A 17,146-nucleotide genomic window follows, 5' to 3' on the forward strand; every position below is an offset into this window, starting at 1 on the left:
TTTCTCATCAGGATGCTGCTTTACAAAATCTATAAAATTCATTTTCAATAAATTTTGTACAAATATAATATTTTAGGCACATTAGCGGATATTCATATTATGAAATTTTCAGATTTTAAAAACAGCAAGGATTTGCTTTCGCAAGAGCAAATGAAAAGAGTAATAGGTGGCAGTGGTACCTGTGGTTACGCTGGACCAGTTGTAAATGGTAAGAGAACTGTTATATGTGGAGTTTCTAAAGAAGCAGCATTGTTTATGTTTGATGGAGGAGGAGATGGTTCAAACTGGTGCTGTGATAGCTGCGGAACGTCTACTTATTGCGGTTCATAAAATCACAGTCTTTTTTTGAAGATCATTAATTTGGGGTTGCATTAAATCATAATTATATTTTGGTTATACTTCGTTTAGAGGTTCGTAACACAAAGAATAACAGTTACGTATGGCTATTATTGTTGTGTTTGAAATTAATGCAACCCCATCTTTATAATTTTTTTCTTGGTTTCGTTCTAGAACTCTAGTAGAATCTAAATAGAGTGTTATAAAAGAAAAATCCATCCAATCATATTTTGTAAAAATGATAAAACCAGTAAAACTAGCACTCGTACTAGCTCTCCTTTCGGGTTGCATTTCAGAACCTACTATCAACAAAGAACCTGTTAAAAGTGCTACAATTTTATTTATCAATCCCATTGAGCAATCCCAATACCAACTCCCAACAGGCAGTAAGTTTGGATCAGAATCGCCCAACTACTTTTGGTATGTGAATTCGGTTGGGGTTCTTGAGGGGTATCGTCCTGGGGGTATAACCGATTCCATCTTAATACCTACCCATGATCTATCACACATAGAGTTTCTACATGGGTACAGTGCACTAGAGGATGTCGGTTTTCTCGTAAAAGCGGGCGATACTGTAACTATAAAGTATAATGCTAATGGCTATCCAGTGTTACAAAGCAATATATCTGCGCAGCTATCAGGTTGCTACAATTACAAGTTACCCTTCAGAAATTCCCATAAATACTTTGGATTCGACCCGGTTGCCATTTACACCAATTACTACTTCATGCGCATCAATAAGGCAAGGCAGAACGGTGAGGCAATACCCGAGATATTTTTAAAGGATTTCATTGATTTCGTTAAGCTAAACGATGATATAACGGCAAATTGGGAGTTGCAAAGATTAACCCTTGATTCGCTTATCGAAGCTAAACAGGTTGAGCCAGTTTACGGAAACTACCAAAACTACACTACCCAAAGGGAGCAGTTAGCTGTTGCTGCATCGAATAAGTACTTTGCATACGATGCTGAGGCCTTTAGTAGAATCGACAATATGTATAAAGAATTTTTCAATGATTCGCTTGTAGCCTATGCATCGTACCATAGGGTATTAAAAGCATTTATACATCATCAGGCTCGGGGTAGTGAAGTGAAGATGATTAGAACTAGTAGTGGTTCCACATTCGATTATCCTGAGGTTTCCGAAATTATTAAGGATAGAGTTGATATTCCGCAGCAAACCAAGGAATTGATTCTGTACTATACGTTGGAGTACATCGTGAACTATTTTAATACCGAGAACATAAAAGAGTACTCAGATATGTTTTTGAAGGAAACAGCCGACACCTTGAAGTTTCAATACCTGTCCCAACTGTACAACATGGGTATTCAACCAAGCAACGACCTTTTGCTAAAAAGCCTCGATAATGCCCAAATTGAATTATCTTCCCTAGCAAAGAAGCACAAGGGCAAGGTGCTCTACATCGACTTTTGGGCCAGCTGGTGCGCCCCATGCAGGGCATCGATGCCATATGCCAGGGAGTTGAGGAACGAATACAAGGGCAAGGATGTTGTCTTTATCTACCTGGCGTTCAACGATAGGGAGAAGGAGTGGCGGGAAACTATTCAAACGCTGGAGCTCAATAGCAACTGCGAGAACTATTTTATAGTTAACCCCAAAACCTCAAAAATGATTGAAACATTAAACATCACAAACATTCCACGCTATATGATTTATAGCAAGGAGGGGAAATTGGTAAATCCAAATGCTCCCGGTTCTGAGGGAGCCGAGATAAGGGAGTTGCTGGATAGGTATCTTGGGGAGTAGAAGTTTGTTGCTAAATAATTTCAGCAGTTATTTTTCGCTGTAAATAACTTTTCTTCCTCCTTTTACATTCAAAATTCATCATTCACCATTCAAAAATGCCTTTCCCCCACTACCCCCAACACAGCTTGCCCCGATTAATCGGGGATGCCATGCCTGCCAACCAAAAAGGGATGCACAGCAGCCCAATCCCGACGCATCGGGACAGGCACTGCTTAAGAATGGTTGCACGCCCCTACGGTAAGCCTACCTATGCTTTCGCTTCGGCAGGCAGGCATTACAATTTAGAGACGCTTCGCGAGCGTAGCCATATAATCCGCCGGCTGGCGGAGATGAGTATGCTGGGTATTACCCCATTTGGCAAATTTTCAGGTGTGTATATTAAAGGAAGTCCTAAATACATAATGTATGCTCAGTTTTGTTATTACAGTTAGCATCTAAGTTATAGTTTTCGCTATTTTTACATTTAAATTTCATCATTCACCATTCAAAAATGCCTTTCCCCCACTACCCCCAACACAGCTTGCCCCGATTAATCGGGGATGCCATGGACTGCGGCCCAATCCCGACGCATCGGGACAGGCACTGCCTAAGAATGGTGGCACGCCACTACGGTAAGCCTACCTATGCTTTCGCTTCGGTAGGCAGGCACTACAATTTAGAGACCCTGCGTGAGCGTAGCCATATAATCCGCCGGCTGGCGGAGATGAGTATGCTGGGTATTACCCCATTTGGCAAATTTTCAGGTGTGTATATTAAAGGAAGTCCTAAATACATAATGTATGCTCAGTTTTGTTATTACAGTTAGCATCTAAGTTATAGTTTTCGCTATTTTTACATTTAAAGTTCATCATTCACCATTCAAAAATGCCTTTTCCCCACTACCCCCAACTCGATGCCATGGACTGCGGCCCTACCTGTTTGCGAATGGTGGCGCGCCACTACGGTAAGCATTACAATTTAGAGACCCTGCGTGAGCGTAGCCATATAACCCGCGAGGGAGTGAGCATGCTGGGTATTAGTCGTGCTGCCGAGAGCATTGGGTTGCGCACCATGGGCGTAAAGCTAAGCTTTGAGCAGCTGCGCAACGAGGCACCACTGCCGGCCATTGTGCATTGGAACCAGCAGCACTTTGTGGTGGTTTACAAGATATCGGGACGTAAGGGTAATGAAACTATTCATATAGCCGATCCCGCTGGTGGGCTGCTAAAGTTTCCACAAAAAGAGTTTACCCAATGCTGGTACTCAACAAGCGAGGAGGGCGAGCAAAGGGGCATTGCCCTGCTACTTGAGCCAACCCCCGAGTTCTACTCGGCCCGCGACGAGAAGCCCAACCGCCGTAGCTTTGGGTTCCTGTTTAGCTACCTGCGCCCTTACCACCGGATGATTGTTCAGCTATTCCTGGGCTTGATACTGGGTAGCTTAATGCAGCTGCTATTCCCGTTCCTTACCCAGAGTATAGTCGATCAGGGTATTGGCAATCGCAATATCAGCTTTATATACCTTGTGCTTATAGCGCAGCTAGTGCTAACGCTAAGCCGCGTATCGGTGGAGTTTATCCGTGGGTGGATATTGCTACATCTGGGTACTAGGGTGAACGTATCGCTAATATCCGATTTTTTGGCCAAGCTCATGCGCCTGCCCATGCGCTACTTCGATACCAAGATGACGGGCGACCTTATGCAACGCATTGGCGATCACCGGCGTATCGAGAGTTTCCTTACCAGCACTTCGCTCAACGTGATATTCTCACTGGTTAACCTTGTGATTTTTGGGGCGGTACTGCTTTTCTATAGCGCTCAAATATTTACCGTTTTCTTTATTGGCAGCGCTTTGTATGCTACGTGGGTATGGCTGTTCCTGAAAAAACGTGCCGAGTTGGATCATCGGCGATTTGCGCAGATGTCGGCCAACCAGAGCAGCCTTATACAGCTTATCCAAGGGATGCAGGAGATTAAGCTGAGCGGATGCGAGCAGCAGAAAAGGTGGGAGTGGGAGAGCATACAGGCGCGCCTGTTCCGCGTGGGCGTTAAGGGGCTTGCCCTTAGCCAGTACCAGCAGAGCGGGGCGGTGTTGCTCAACGAGGTTAAAAATATTGTTATCACCGTACTGGCCGCCAAAAGCGTGGTGGAGGGCAACCTCACCCTGGGTATGATGCTGGCCATTCAGTATATCATCGGGCAGCTCAACAGCCCCATCGATCAGCTTATCAACTTTATCAACGTTACTCAGGATGCCAAGATTAGCCTCGAGAGGCTTGGCGAGGTACACCTCAGGGACGATGAGGAGGATACCGCAGCATCGAGCATTTCCGATATCCCCGATAATGCTGCGCTGTCGGTAAATAATCTATCATTCCGATACGAGGGACCCGATTCGGAGCTGGTGCTAAACGAGGTTAGCATAACCATTCCCGAGGGCAAGCAAACCGCCATTGTGGGTACATCGGGCAGTGGTAAAACAACGCTGGTAAAGCTACTGCTGGGCTTTTACCCCATTGCCAATGGCGAGATTCGGTTGGGTAGCAATAACCTTGAGGCATACAGCTTGCGTCGCTGGCGCGAGGAGTGTGGCGTGGTGATGCAGGATGGTTTTATCTTTTCCGATACCATTGCCCGTAATATTGCGCCGGGGGTTGAGATTATTGATAAGAAGCGATTGATAGAGGCCGCTCGCATTGCCAACATAGCCGATTTTATTGCCTCGTTACCGCTGGGCTACAACACCAAGATTGGGGGAGAGGGGCATGGGTTAAGCCAGGGTCAAAAGCAGCGAATACTTATTGCCCGTGCAGTGTATAAAGATCCAATGTTTATCTTTTTAGATGAGGCCACCAATTCGCTCGATGCCAATAACGAGAAGGTAATTCTTGAGAATCTGCAGGAGTTTATCAAGGGCAGAACATCGGTGGTGGTGGCGCATAGGCTAAGTACGGTAAAAAGCGCCGACCAGATTATTGTGCTGGAGGATGGACAGGTTGTTGAGGTGGGAACCCACAAGGAGCTTAGCGCCCAAAAGGGAGCCTACTATACATTGGTTAAGAATCAGCTAGAGCTGTAGTTTAAGTTTGAAACTAGCCGCGTAGCGGCTAAATATTGATAACCACGGGCGAAGCCCGTGGGAAAAAGAAAGCACACAAGGCGACGCACGTGGAAATACAAATTGAAATAGGGAATTAACTTGCGGCGCAATCATTGCATAGAGTCTATAGCGGTAGTCAAAATATAAGATATTAGATCAATGAAAAAAGAGTTGCAAGAAGAAAAGATCAACATAAAATCCGATGAGATAACCGAGATACTCGGTACGCCTCCTCGATGGATTGTTCGCTGGGGCATTACCATTGTGTTTACTGTTATTGCAATTATTTTTATTGGGAGCATATTTTTTCGCTATCCCGATACGGTGAAGGCACCCGTGGTGATAACCGCCGAGAATCCACCTTCGGTGGTGGTGGCGCGTGCCACGGGTAAACCAGCCGCCATTTTTGTTTCAGACGGACAACAGGTATCCAAGGGCGATACGCTGGGCGTAATTGAGAATCCTGCAAATCATAAACACATCTTCCAGCTATCTCAATTCATATCAACCTTTAGCATTGCCGATAGTGTTAACCCAATTCATTTGCCCCAAAATCTTGTGCTTGGTGAGGTGCAATCGACTTATAATGCCTTTAGCCGTGCAATTACCGACTATCAAATATTTAGCAAGCAGAGGTTTCATCAACAGAAAATTGAGGCTCTGCAGCGGGAGCTAAAGCAGTACGGGGTGTATAGCCAAAGGCTCGAAAATCAACGAAATTTGACATTGAAAGATATTCAGCTAACCCAAAAGCAGTTCAACCGCGACTCGGCGCTTTTTGCCACCGGCGTAATTGCTGCTGTTGATTTTGAAAAATCGCAAGCGGCGCTTCTGTCCAAGCTGCAAGCATTAGAGGGGGCGCAGCTAAATATTTCCAATACGGCCATCACTATGGAGCGGCTTAGGCAGTCGTTGGTGGATACCCGCTTGGAGTTCGAGAGCCAGCGAAAGCGGCTGACCGAGGAAATCTCCAGTACCCATTCACAGCTTGTTACTGCCCTTGCAAGCTGGGAGAAGAGTTATCTGCTAATTGCAATGTCAACAGGTAAGTTAACCTTCATGAGCATTTGGAGCAACCTGCAGGAGGTAACCACAGGAATTCCACTGTTTGCCATTACACCCGAGAGCATTGGCGAGGTACAGGCTCGGCTGGTTATCCCCTTTGCAGGTGCAGGCAAGGTAAAGCCAGGGCAGCGAGTAAATATCAAGCTCGATGGCTACTCGTATATGGAGTTTGGTATGGTCGAAGGATTTATTCGTAGCGTATCGTCGGGCTATACAGAGCAAGGGTATCCAGCAGTGGCTGAATTGCCAGGCGGCACAACAACTAGCTATGGCGTAGCCATTCAGTTCGATCGTGAGCTGCAGGGCATAGCCGAGATCACCACCGAGGATCTATCGCTACTCCAAAGGTTGTTTAGCCCTTTAAAGCATCTTTACAAATCGAGAGTACAGAAGAATTCCGCACCGAGTTAAAGGAGGCTAAGCAATCATCAGCATAGGGCAAATGTTTAGCGCAAACATTGTCCCAACTTCAGCATTTTTCTTATATTTCGGGCGAATAGTTATGGAAATGTTGAGGAAATACTGTTTGGCCCTATTTGCCTGTGCACTAGCCTTTGTTGTAGGTAATGCATTGGGTATGCCATTGCCAAACAACACCTCCACACAGCAGGATCTCGATAGCTTGGCAAAAGCATATAACAACGCTGGGGTAGATTATATGGTTGAGGGAAACCATGAGATGGCCAGCGAGATGTTTGTCAAGTCGCTTAGGCTTAGGGAATCTATTCCAAACTTTCCTAAAGCCCGACTCGCTAATGGTTATCTGAACCTAGCCATCCTTAAGCAGGATATGAGCTATATCGACTCCGCCCTTTTCTACTACCGCAAAGCCGAATCCATTTTGCTAGGTATGGATAACCCTCCTGCTTCCACATTGGGTATTACCTACTATGCCTATGGCGATTGTTTAAACTATAAGCAGGACTACAAGTCGGCCATTGCCTATATCCAAAAGGGGATAAACCTTTTAGGCCAGGATTCTGTGGCTAACTCCTCTCATCTTGTGCTTGCTTCAATAAAACTTTCAGCAGCGTACAGAGGGGCTGGTCTGCTCGATGAAGCGCTTGATGCTGCAAATAGATCATTAGAGTTATCTAAATATTTTAACAACACATACTATAGTAATGCATTAAGTGCAAGTGGATTAACTTACCTAGCACAGAAGGACTATCATAATGCAATTCGTTACTTTAAGGATGTGGAGAAGGAGATTATTAAAGGTGAGAGATGGAGATCTTCTGACCTAATGGCATTATATAGTAATTTAGGAGCAATTAATAGATACATTGGGCAAGCGGAGGAGGCTAAACGCTACTTTTTAAAAGGGTTAGAGTTGGTTGAGGGGTGTCGTGTGTTTAGCCCACAACTTGGGCTTTTACTAAGGAATTATGCACTATTTCTTGGGTCAATTGGGGAGTTAGAAAAAGCTGAAAAGAATTTTTTAAAGTCTTTAAATTTAAATATGAAATACCAAGTATCAGTGAATCTTGATGAATTTAGATTAACTGACTTCTTATCGCCTCTTATTGCTATTCAGTGCCTTGATGGGCTAGGTATTGTTTACTTTGAACGTTTCAATAAATATGGTAAAATTGAGGATGCTCAACAATCCTTCCAGTACTTTTCCAAAGCCATCGCCCTAATGGATGAGCAGCGAGCGGGTATTTATGATGATGGCGATAAGCTGTATATTGACGATATTTACCATACCCTTTACCTAAATACCATTAGGGCTTGCTTCACCTTTTCCCATCGGATACCCCATGCCATTGAGTTTGCTTTTAAGGTGTCGTCGAAGGCAAAAGCTGCTGTGCTAAACCAGGCCCTTGCAAGGGAACGTGGGCTCAACTTTTTGGGAGTACCCAAAGATCTTGTAAATCATGAGCGGGAGTTAAGGCAAACCGTGGGCACGCTATATGAACTTTACCATGAGGCTAAGTCAAAAGCGGGCACTTCTGCAAAGCAGCTAGAGGGCATTGAGGGTAGAATATTCAATGCGCAACGCGAGCACAAGCAGCTAATTGCTAGCATTGAAGCGAAGTACCCCGAGTACTATGCTCTTCGCTACGATACCGCTTCAGTTTCAATTAAGGATATCCAGTCCAAGCTGAGCCCATCGCAGGTTCTAATTGATTATATTGTGAACGATTCGTCCTTGATAAGCTTTGCTGTGGCAAAGGATGATTTTACTTGGAGACACCAAAGGATTGGAAAGGAGTTTTTCGATACCCTGGAGATCTTTTTTAACGAGATTAATCCGAAAAGTTTTGATGATTTAACCAGAGAGAACCTCGATCAGTATGGGAGATCATCGTATTACCTATACCAAACCTTGCTTAAACCCTTCGAGTCGTTTATCGAGGGGCGAGACCTAGTTGTTGTTCCTCATCTTCAGCTGTCTGCAATTCCATTTGCTGCGCTTACCAAAAGTAGGGTTGCAAACCCAAAAGGTTACTACGCTCTTCCTTACTTGGTTCAAAGTACAGCTTTATCATATTACCCTTCAACCAAGTTGTTCTATATAGCACATAAAGCTAAACCAAAATTCAGAACTACAGCCATTTCGTTTGCACCATCGTACAACAACTCATGCATTGCACATAATAACACGCTCCATTATCGACAAAATTTGGGCAGTTTACCCGGAGCAGAGAGGGAGGCCCGGGAGGTTAGCAACACGTTCAGGGGGAAACTCGTAGTTGGAGAACAGGCTACTGAGGGACGATTCAAGCAGGAGATAGCTAATGGTGAGTATGGTGTATTACATTTAGCGATGCACACGCATATTGACGAGTCGAACCCCCTTTTTTCAAAGCTTATCTTTTCCAGTTCACCCGACACCACCGACGATGGCTTTTTGAATATGTACGAGGTTTATGGCATTAACTTAAATGCGAAACTTGTTATTGTAAGTGCATGTCGAAGTAGCGATGGAGGTTTAGTAAAGGGAGAGGGTCTGTTGAGTCTAGCGAGGAGTTTTCAGTATGCAGGTGCACAATCGTTAGTTGCAGCGCAATGGAGGGTTGAGGATTATAGTGGGAGTGAGATAATGGTTGAGTTCACTAAAAATATTAAAGGGGGGCTACCCCAAGATTTGGCTTTGCAAAGTGCTCAAAGGAAGTTTTTAGAATCGGCCGATCCCTTAAGATCTCATCCATATTTCTGGGCTTCGTATCAATTAATTGGTTACAATGGGGCGCTGTTTTATCCCCAATGGCTAAAAATTACCATTTGGTGTGTTTCAATTACATTGCTGCTATTGTTGGTTTTCTTTATAGTCAGGAGGTCACAGCTTAAGTGATTCAAGTATTGCTAGAGCTTCCCCTGAATAGAATCCATCTTCATGGACAATTTTCATGAGGATTTTTTTAACCTCATCAATTTTGCCCTGCCGCAGAACCGCTAGGGCCAGATACCACTCTAAAGTTTCATCAAAGGTTATGCTGTATGTGCTGTGCAGCATTTTGGTGAGAATTTCTTCAGCTTTCTCGGCATTATTTGTTTCCAAGTAAACAGTAGAGAGCATCAGGCCAGTTTCAAGATCCATTGAATCTCGCTTGATTTGGGCTTCGAGCCAGGGCGTTACTTGAGCATATTCGCCATTGGTGTATAGCTTAACAATCTCACCATAGTGGTAAGCCGAATGGCCTTGGTTCACGCCTCTTCTATCTCCTGCAACCCTATAGGGTTGGAAATGTTTATGGTATAGCTCTGTGTGGGTAGGGTTATAATCAACTAGAACAATCCTGAGGGCAAAGATAATTAGTAGGCTTGCTGCTGATATTGCGCTAATTAGCAGGGTCTTGTTAAGGCTTTTTGCTTGTGATAAACTTCTTTGCGAGATTTTTAATTTCTCCCTTAGGGCAATCACATCGTCCTTATAAATTGATTTATTTAGCTCAGCGCAAAGCTTAACCTCTTTCCTAAGGCTTTGGTTGATGGCCAATTCCCGTTCAAATGCCTTCCGTTTTTCGTCCGAAAGCTTGCCTAGTAAGTAATCATCAATCAAAATCCAATGGTTCATCATCCAGTTCTCCAATTAGTTTGTCAAACCTAGGGTCGCTTTTTATACTTTTTACGAGGTACTCTTTACAAAGATACTTTTTCCTTCTCGCATATTCTTCCGAGGCAAATTCAAACTTTTCAGCAATCTCAAGATAGCTGTCTCCCTTGAAAAATGCTTTTAGGATCTTTTGACAAAGGGAACTTAGTTCTATGAAGTGTTCTTGGTAAAGTTTCATTCTCAAGCTTTGCCCGTATTCCTTCAGTATTTGGACATTACTATCGTCTATGAGTGCGTTGTTTTTGAATGTCAAATCCTTCCTGCTTTCTAGTAAAATGTGCTTTTGCCAAAGGATTTTGCATGTTCCCATGATGTAGTTTTCAACCATAATAGGCTCTTCAAACTCACCTTGCTTAGCTTTGGTATAAAGACTTATTATTGCTTCCTGAAATACCTCATTTGCCGTATCGTAGTCTCCTCCATAATTATAAATTGCTTTTTTTACCGAAGAAAAGAGGTGCTTATATAGGTAGTTCAGAACCTTTTGGTTCTGTTCTATAATACCCGTAAACAACTCCTTATTAGTAAACGACATCTTTAATGCTGGTCAGTGCTTACAAATCTAATAAAAAAGTTTAATCGCCAGAAAATAGTGTCACCATTTGCTTAAAAGTAAAGCATATTCGGTGGTGCTAAATTATTTATTTAAATGCTCAGCATCTTGACTATTATGTGTAAAAAAACCAATATATTTAGTTGATAATAATACGGGCATTTACCCGATGCAAGAGCGCTAATGTTATGTTAACCAACCCTTGAATTTGCAATACTAGCATTTATCCTTTACAACTACGCAGGTTGGTTCTTGAAACAGCATCTATTAGAGTGTAATTGGCAGATAATTAGCGGATAAGGTAATTTTGGTCAAGTTTTTTTAAAAAAAGATTAGAAATCATTGTCACAAATGTGGGTTTTCATACACATAGTATAGAGAGGGTAACATCTTATTCATTTTGGTTTTGGCTCACCGGAGGAGAATGCCTCTGTTACAACACCAGACCGTTCCTTCAGGTTTTGCCCTAGGTATTATTTAGTATTAGGTTAAAGTTTTAAAAGTGAATTAAATAAGTCTAATGTTTTAAAAACTATTATTATGGAATCAAGCACAATTTTTTATGGAGTAGCGGCCATTTTGGTTACCGGTTTTTTTGCCTTTTTTTTGCTTCGCTCAATATTTAAAAAGACCATAGTCTTTACTGTGGGGGTAATTTTCCTTGTGGTAATAGATATTGTGGCAGCACTCGCTTTTATGGTTGGTGCTCTGGGTTTAAGTCATTTGTCATGGGGTATTCCCATTGCCGTTTCGCTGCTCTTTGTTGCCTACTATTTAACATCAAAACTGGTTAGGGATCCGCTGAGCGACCTTACTTCCAAGGTTGATGAAATATCCAACGGGAACCTTAGGATCAAAATTAACCATCAGTTTGTTAGGCGAAACGATGAGCTAGGCAAAATATCTCGATCAATCACAAGCCTTTCGGATAAGCTTGAGGAGATTATTACTGAATTTAATCACGTATCCAATGAGCTGGCTAAAACAGGCCAGGTTCTCAAGGAGAATTCCGAAATGCTTTCGCAAAGCGCAAGCGAGCAGGCTGCGTCGGCCGAAGAGGTTTCATCCTCAATCGAAGAAATGGTGGCCAATGTCAATCAGAATGCCGAGAATGCAAAAATTACAGAGAAAATTGCTGACGTTAGCGTTGTGGGCATAAACGAAAGCAATGAGATTGCACAGGAAGCAGTTGACCGAATGGTTGAAATTGCAAATCAAATATCAATCATCAACGATATATCTTTCCAAACCAATATTCTTGCCCTAAATGCAGCGGTTGAAGCGGCAAGGGCTGGTGAGCATGGCAAAGGCTTTACGGTTGTGGCCAGCGAGGTTCGTAAGCTGGCCGAGAAGAGCAAGCTGGCAGCTGAGAAAATTCAGCAGAGCTCAAAGCTGGGGGTCGATACAATGACTTTTGCAAATACCAAGCTAACAAGCATCGCACCCGAGATTCAAAGAACTTCGTCGTTGGTTAAGGAGATTTCAGCATCTAGCAACGAGCAAAATGCGGGCATCGAGCAGATCAACACTATAATTCAGCAGCTAAACAGTATTTCTCAGCAAAATGCGGCAGCATCTGAGCAGTTGGCCACAAATGCCGATGAGCTCTCTGAGAAATCCATGCAGCTAATCAGCTCCATTAGCTACTTCAAATTGTAGGTCTTATTAGAACGAGGCTGTCCAATAGCTAGTAAAGGACAGCCTCAAGTTCATTATGCTAAAGCGCTAAAGCGCATCCGTACGAAACAAGGAATTGGGGATGAATAGAATGGGGTACTTCCACTAGTTCAAATCCCTTTTCCTCAAATACTGCCCTTAGCGTTTTATGGTTTGCCAATCCGCCGGTTAGGATTATCCTGCCTCCGTTCTGATCCTCAACAGGCAAAAGCTTTATGGCTTGCGTTGCCAGGTATTGGTATACTCCCCGAAGGATAACTTTTCGCCTTTCGGGGTCGGCTTGCACAAGAGCCGAAATAACATTGGTAACGGCAAAGATACCACAGGTTGTGTTTATGAGCTCAGCGCTCTCTGCCTCCAGCGCAAGATCATCAAGTTTTTTAAAAGTCATATCTGGTATAGACTCTTGCCACCTATCGAGTATTTGTGCGAGCACCATACCCGTTCCTGCCCCGCAACTTTTATTGGTATTTATCCACGGATTCGATGAGCTACCATTGAACTTTACAATTTTCACATCCTGTGTTCCAATATCAATAACTATTAAATTGCTTTTGTCATTAAATAGATATTTAATCGCTTTAATAAGCGCGCTTATTTCGGTTATTTGAGCACTTGAGATATCCCCAAAATTTGGATTATCGCTACCCACCCCTGTAATAGCCAACTGGTAGTCGTTGCTGCTACCCACTTCTCGTTTTACTAAATCCAAAATAGAGGTGTAATCAATACCCGAATTGAACACGCTAAACTTAACTACCCTTGCGTTAGCATCAATTATGGAATATTTACTAAACCCACTCCCAAAGTCAACCCCTACTCGCCAGGTGGCAGAACTCTTGCTATTGATCGTATTGTCAATTAACTCCATATTTTTTTCTGGTTGAGGAAGGTGCAGCTCGTCTTGAAGGTTGGCAAGAAAAGTACCCAGTCGAATTCCTGCAGGGCCAGGAGGTATACCAAGAATACAATCACCATTCAGAGAGATTACTTTTAGCCCTTTCTCCGCTGCTGTTTTCTCCACTCCGTGTAGCCTTGGGGCTAGCATTTGGCATTGTTCATGCGAATAAATAACCAACCCTTTTGAGCCCCTTCTTAGCGCATCGGACATGTACTGATCTGTCTCACTTTTCACATTGCCCCCTCTCATTGGGGTGTTCACAAGGTTCTTGGCAATATTATAGAAAAGTTCTTCGTAGCTAACCTCTTTTATTAGCTCTGGATCCAAAAGCTCTTGATTTCCTAAGTAGTTTGCTCCCTCAAAGGTTGTGTAAGCATTATGATTAATCATTTTCTTGTAAAGGCCTGTTCTGCCGTATTCTATTAAGCTAAATATGGCGATAGGTATTCCGCTTGTGCATTTTGTCCGCCAAGGTTCATCCTTAATAAGATTGATAAGGTCTTCCTTTAGCTTTCTGCAGATTCGAACGCCTGATTCGTCGCCCCAAAGTGCCGAGAACAGGAAGTGCCAATGCAAGGGCTCAAGTCCAAGGTTTAGCGGGGCGTATTTATTCCTCAACTCGCAGATATCTAGAAATAGCCTTTTTGCAATGGTTGAGTTATACATCGCACGTCTCAGGTTCTCCTCTCCCTGCTTGCTGTTTATCCCATTTATTTCGCACATCGATTTGTAGGTGTCTGCAAGTTGAACCGCCAGATTTTTTGCTCCAACCTTCGATCGATGGGTGGGGATATCTAGGTGTAAATGCTCCATCCTAAAATCGTTGGCCAACTCCTCAAAAACGTAGCTTACTGCCTCGCAGTAGGCAGAAGAGCTAAGTATTACTTGAGGAGGAGGGAGTATCCCCTCGAGGTAAGCCCCCTTTAGCGCATTCAAAAAGCTGCATCGTGGGGTTGGGTTGCTTCCCTTGTTGGTTATGTCGATAATTTTTGAGTGAGAAGCGATTAGGCTTGCGTACATTTCCCAGTTAAAGGGGTAGTAGTTTGCTGCCCAGCATAGCTCAGGTGGGGTAATTAGCGATATGGCCGCAACCCTTGTGTCGGGTTTATAGGCAAGCCTAACAAGGTAGGCTCTTCGGGCAGCCAAGCTTTTTGTCCCATCCAGCATTACCGGCGACGATGAGGTGAGCGTCTCTCCCTGCTGACCAGAGTCGTTGTAGAAATTGCGAAGCTTAGTAAAGGCTAATTCTCTTTGCGAAGTAATCAAAGGCTTTGAGTTTGTTTCAAAATGGCTCATAGTTTTTAATAATTTTTAATTGTTAGTAATAGTGTTGCACAATAAAAGATTGTTCAGTCTGCAATATTTTGCAGAAAAGGAGGTGGGCCTCCATACTATGTGTCATAAAAGCTGAATTTGTGACAACTTTTTAGGCAAAATTTTTTAAAAATCTTTCTTGTTTAGGCCAAATCCCTCATTTCTATTACTCTGAAATGGTGTGGCAGGCTTTGACTTACTCTTTTCTATGCTTTTCATGAGGCAATTCGATTCAAATTATTCCCTAAAAAACACCATTCGCTAACACGCAGAAAATCAGCGCTTAGGAAATTATTTTTATTTTTATTGAAAAATAATTCGAAAAAGGTTGTCACAAATACCCAGTAAGTAGGATAATATATGAGAGGGTATATGAAATGCATTTGGCCCTTCAGCTAATACAGGTAACTATAATCACCTTAATTTTTTAAACATTACAAACAACCAAAACATTTGAACTATGAAAACAACGATGAAACAAACCGAGCAAGAGCTAAATGGTAACCTAAACAAGTTTGCAAACCTAGCACTTACCGACAGGGAGATGGTAAAACTTTTTGGCGGTACAAGTACATCAACAGACACAAATACTAATAGCGGTAGCGAAACCTCATCGTCAACAAATTCAACACCTTTTGGAACAGGTACAGGTTCGGATGGCAATAACGACAACCCTCCCCCAATTGTAAAGGAAGACTAGCCATTACAATAAGAGAGAATAAAATTAAAATACTATTGCCATGAGAACATCAGAATACTTAATGGAGAAGTACCTCGATTCAACCATAACGGTTGAGGAGAAGGATATGCTTGGCCATCGATTGATGGCAAATCCATCCCTGCAGAGAGAGCTTGCCCTAAGGCATGAAATAAACCAAATGGTCATTCAGGACGAAGTACACGAGCTTAGAGCAAAGCTTAACATAGCCTCTGCATTTAGTGACGATAATTATGAGAATCGCTTTATTAGCCATCGCACTAAGCGAATATTCTACGCTGCGGCAACCATTGCTGGTATTGCTGTGGGCAGCTGGGCTCTTTTTTCGGAGCATAGCAATGGGACAAATTACGAACATATTTATCGCGAGAGCTTTGCTCCCTACCCCCCAGTTACCCTGTTCCGTCAGGGCAACTACCTTGCCACAAGCGAGGATTTGCTCTCCCCAATGAAGTACTATCAGGAATCGAACTTTGCCAAGGCAGCCGTTGGCCTCGAGTTACTTCTTAAGAACGATCCCAGCTCAACAACCATTAAGTTCTACTTAGCAATTAGCTATATGGAGCTCGAGAGGTTTGCCGATTCGCACAAGTTGTTTGACGAGATCCTTAAAGGAGACTCGTTCTTTGTTGAGCAGGCCACTTGGTATAAAGGGCTAAGCTATCTGGCCGAGGGGAAAACGGATTTGGCTTCCAATACACTTAGTAGGTTAGCTGAGTACGAGAACCCTTACACAAAGGAGTCAGTAAGTTTAATTAAGAGGATAAAATCAAATTAGTTGAATAGGCGGTGCTACTAAATTAAACTTTAAAAAAGATGAGAGACTCTTTTTTACAAATGATTGCCACGCGCGAGCATAATGCAGCTCTTTTAACGCTTTATGAAAGACCAAATACCATCTGTTACCTAGAGGCGGAGGATAGTGTAACACACCTCTTTCTTGAGAATGAGACCCGTTATACCATTAACGCAAGTCTTAACGATCTGGAAGTAATACTCCCGAGTAATAAATTCTTTTACTGTGGGAAAAGCTATTTGGTTAATGTTGAGAAGGTTTTTGAGTACTGGATTTCCAGCGATCCAATTTTGGTAATCTCTTGTGGACATATAATTCCAGTTCCCAACAGCGAGTTGTACCAAGTGCACTCCTCGCTGGTGACTCAAAGCGAAGGGTTATCGCTCAAACCTAAGATTATTAGTCGCATTTAAAGCGTTGCAAAAATAGCAAAACATCCTGCACGGGCTAACGGAATTATGAATAACTAGCCTGTGTGGGATGTTGTTTTAATTCGATTCCACTGATATAGCAGCTTAGGTAGGGTCTGCTGAAAAACTCGAATTTAGAATATGGTTCGTTTTTCCGAGGTCTATTCGTTTTCCCTCTGGCATCGGCTGGTGAGCCGAAAAACAAGTGCAGCGGGCGGTAAAAAAAATCTGCTGTTTGAGCACCTACGTAGGAGGTGCGAGTTCAGATTTTTTCCGCCTGCAAGCGTAGCTTTTCGTGCGAGGCAGGCGTAGCCTTGATTTTTTTGCTTACATTTTTGCATCAAGGCAAAAAAGTAAGTGGGGTATGAGGCAACGCCCAGTCATGTTCGGAAAACTAACATCTATCTGTGATTTGGGCTAATTTTAGGTTTGTTTTTTTGTTATTTATTAAGGTGTTATTTTTGGAT

14 protein-coding genes are annotated in these 17,146 nt (G+C 43.0%); 11 read left to right on the forward strand and 3 right to left on the reverse strand.

Translation table 11 applies throughout. The features are described 5' to 3' along the window. Positions 1–54: 54 nt before the first annotated feature. The 7 genes from G8O23_RS15835 to G8O23_RS15865 all read left to right on the forward strand — a co-directional run bounded on the left by G8O23_RS15835 (position 55) and on the right by G8O23_RS15865 (position 9,548). On the forward strand, positions 55–330 hold the full coding sequence (locus G8O23_RS15835; protein ID WP_235942319.1) for an rSAM-modified peptide: 276 nt from the start codon (positions 55–57) through the stop codon (positions 328–330). 244 nt (positions 331–574) lie between these two features. Next, positions 575–2,104, forward strand: coding sequence for a TlpA family protein disulfide reductase (locus tag G8O23_RS15840; protein ID WP_166366632.1), 1,530 nt, complete (start codon positions 575–577; stop codon positions 2,102–2,104). A 149-nt stretch (positions 2,105–2,253) separates the two neighbouring features. Further along, on the forward strand, positions 2,254–2,535 hold the full coding sequence (locus G8O23_RS15845; protein WP_166366634.1) for a hypothetical protein: 282 nt from the start codon (positions 2,254–2,256) through the stop codon (positions 2,533–2,535). Positions 2,536–2,648: 113 nt separating this feature from the next. Further along, a complete protein-coding gene (locus G8O23_RS15850) occupies positions 2,649–2,909 on the forward strand; it encodes a cysteine peptidase family C39 domain-containing protein (protein ID WP_219932568.1) in 261 nt (86 codons plus the stop codon). 59 nt (positions 2,910–2,968) lie between these two features. After that, positions 2,969–5,161, forward strand: coding sequence for a peptidase domain-containing ABC transporter (locus tag G8O23_RS15855; protein WP_166366636.1), 2,193 nt, complete (start codon positions 2,969–2,971; stop codon positions 5,159–5,161). Positions 5,162–5,341: 180 nt separating this feature from the next. Next, positions 5,342–6,658 (forward strand): HlyD family secretion protein, encoded by a 1,317-nt coding sequence (locus G8O23_RS15860; protein WP_166366638.1) that lies wholly within the window; start codon positions 5,342–5,344, stop codon positions 6,656–6,658. A 97-nt stretch (positions 6,659–6,755) separates the two neighbouring features. After that, positions 6,756–9,548 (forward strand): CHAT domain-containing protein, encoded by a 2,793-nt coding sequence (locus G8O23_RS15865; protein WP_166366640.1) that lies wholly within the window; start codon positions 6,756–6,758, stop codon positions 9,546–9,548. Here the strand turns inward: G8O23_RS15865 and G8O23_RS15870 are convergent. Together G8O23_RS15870 and G8O23_RS15875 are read right to left on the reverse strand one after the other, a co-directional pair. Beyond that, positions 9,534–10,274 (reverse strand): tetratricopeptide repeat protein, encoded by a 741-nt coding sequence (locus tag G8O23_RS15870; protein WP_166366642.1) that lies wholly within the window; start codon positions 10,272–10,274, stop codon positions 9,534–9,536. The two genes, G8O23_RS15865 and G8O23_RS15870, sit on opposite strands and share 15 nt — an antisense overlap. Continuing rightward, positions 10,249–10,845 (reverse strand): RNA polymerase sigma factor, encoded by a 597-nt coding sequence (locus tag G8O23_RS15875; RefSeq protein WP_166366644.1) that lies wholly within the window; start codon positions 10,843–10,845, stop codon positions 10,249–10,251. Before G8O23_RS15875 ends, G8O23_RS15870 begins: the two co-directional genes overlap by 26 nt. Positions 10,846–11,403: 558 nt before the next feature. On the opposite strand from G8O23_RS15875, the gene G8O23_RS15880 reads away from it, so the two are divergent. Continuing rightward, a complete protein-coding gene (locus G8O23_RS15880) occupies positions 11,404–12,522 on the forward strand; it encodes a methyl-accepting chemotaxis protein (protein ID WP_166366646.1) in 1,119 nt (372 codons plus the stop codon). A gap of 58 nt (positions 12,523–12,580) precedes the next feature. Here G8O23_RS15880 and G8O23_RS15885 read toward each other — a convergent pair whose 3' ends face one another. Then, positions 12,581–14,737 (reverse strand): 2-hydroxyacyl-CoA dehydratase, encoded by a 2,157-nt coding sequence (locus G8O23_RS15885; protein WP_166366648.1) that lies wholly within the window; start codon positions 14,735–14,737, stop codon positions 12,581–12,583. Between the two features lie 478 nt (positions 14,738–15,215). On the opposite strand from G8O23_RS15885, the gene G8O23_RS15890 reads away from it, so the two are divergent. The 3 genes from G8O23_RS15890 to G8O23_RS15900 are packed head-to-tail and all read left to right on the forward strand — an operon-like array spanning position 15,216 to position 16,682. Then, entirely contained in the window at positions 15,216–15,455 is a 240-nt protein-coding gene (locus G8O23_RS15890) for a hypothetical protein (protein WP_166366650.1), read from the forward strand. Between the two features lie 40 nt (positions 15,456–15,495). Beyond that, entirely contained in the window at positions 15,496–16,251 is a 756-nt protein-coding gene (locus G8O23_RS15895) for a tetratricopeptide repeat protein (protein WP_166366651.1), read from the forward strand. A gap of 38 nt (positions 16,252–16,289) precedes the next feature. Continuing rightward, positions 16,290–16,682, forward strand: coding sequence for a LytTR family DNA-binding domain-containing protein (locus G8O23_RS15900; protein WP_166366652.1), 393 nt, complete (start codon positions 16,290–16,292; stop codon positions 16,680–16,682). Positions 16,683–17,146: the final 464 nt, after the last annotated feature.

Source organism: Perlabentimonas gracilis, from assembly GCF_011174675.1.
Classification (GTDB): domain Bacteria; phylum Bacteroidota; class Bacteroidia; order Bacteroidales; family Tenuifilaceae; genus Perlabentimonas; species Perlabentimonas gracilis.

What these genes read in the sequence shown, in the direction of transcription:
- G8O23_RS15840 (WP_166366632.1), top strand. Translation starts at nt 575, where the DNA reads ATGATAAAACCAGTAAAACTAGCACTCGTACTAGCTCTCCTTTCGGGT.
- G8O23_RS15845 (WP_166366634.1), top strand. Translation starts at nt 2,254, where the DNA reads ATGCCTGCCAACCAAAAAGGGATGCACAGCAGCCCAATCCCGACGCAT.
- G8O23_RS15850 (WP_219932568.1), top strand. Translation starts at nt 2,649, where the DNA reads ATGGACTGCGGCCCAATCCCGACGCATCGGGACAGGCACTGCCTAAGA.
- G8O23_RS15855 (WP_166366636.1), top strand. Translation starts at nt 2,969, where the DNA reads ATGCCTTTTCCCCACTACCCCCAACTCGATGCCATGGACTGCGGCCCT.
- G8O23_RS15860 (WP_166366638.1), top strand. Translation starts at nt 5,342, where the DNA reads ATGAAAAAAGAGTTGCAAGAAGAAAAGATCAACATAAAATCCGATGAG.
- G8O23_RS15865 (WP_166366640.1), top strand. Translation starts at nt 6,756, where the DNA reads ATGTTGAGGAAATACTGTTTGGCCCTATTTGCCTGTGCACTAGCCTTT.
- G8O23_RS15870 (WP_166366642.1), bottom strand. Translation starts at nt 10,274, where the DNA reads ATGATGAACCATTGGATTTTGATTGATGATTACTTACTAGGCAAGCTT.
- G8O23_RS15875 (WP_166366644.1), bottom strand. Translation starts at nt 10,845, where the DNA reads ATGTCGTTTACTAATAAGGAGTTGTTTACGGGTATTATAGAACAGAAC.
- G8O23_RS15880 (WP_166366646.1), top strand. Translation starts at nt 11,404, where the DNA reads ATGGAATCAAGCACAATTTTTTATGGAGTAGCGGCCATTTTGGTTACC.
- G8O23_RS15885 (WP_166366648.1), bottom strand. Translation starts at nt 14,737, where the DNA reads ATGAGCCATTTTGAAACAAACTCAAAGCCTTTGATTACTTCGCAAAGA.
- G8O23_RS15890 (WP_166366650.1), top strand. Translation starts at nt 15,216, where the DNA reads ATGAAAACAACGATGAAACAAACCGAGCAAGAGCTAAATGGTAACCTA.
- G8O23_RS15895 (WP_166366651.1), top strand. Translation starts at nt 15,496, where the DNA reads ATGAGAACATCAGAATACTTAATGGAGAAGTACCTCGATTCAACCATA.
- G8O23_RS15900 (WP_166366652.1), top strand. Translation starts at nt 16,290, where the DNA reads ATGAGAGACTCTTTTTTACAAATGATTGCCACGCGCGAGCATAATGCA.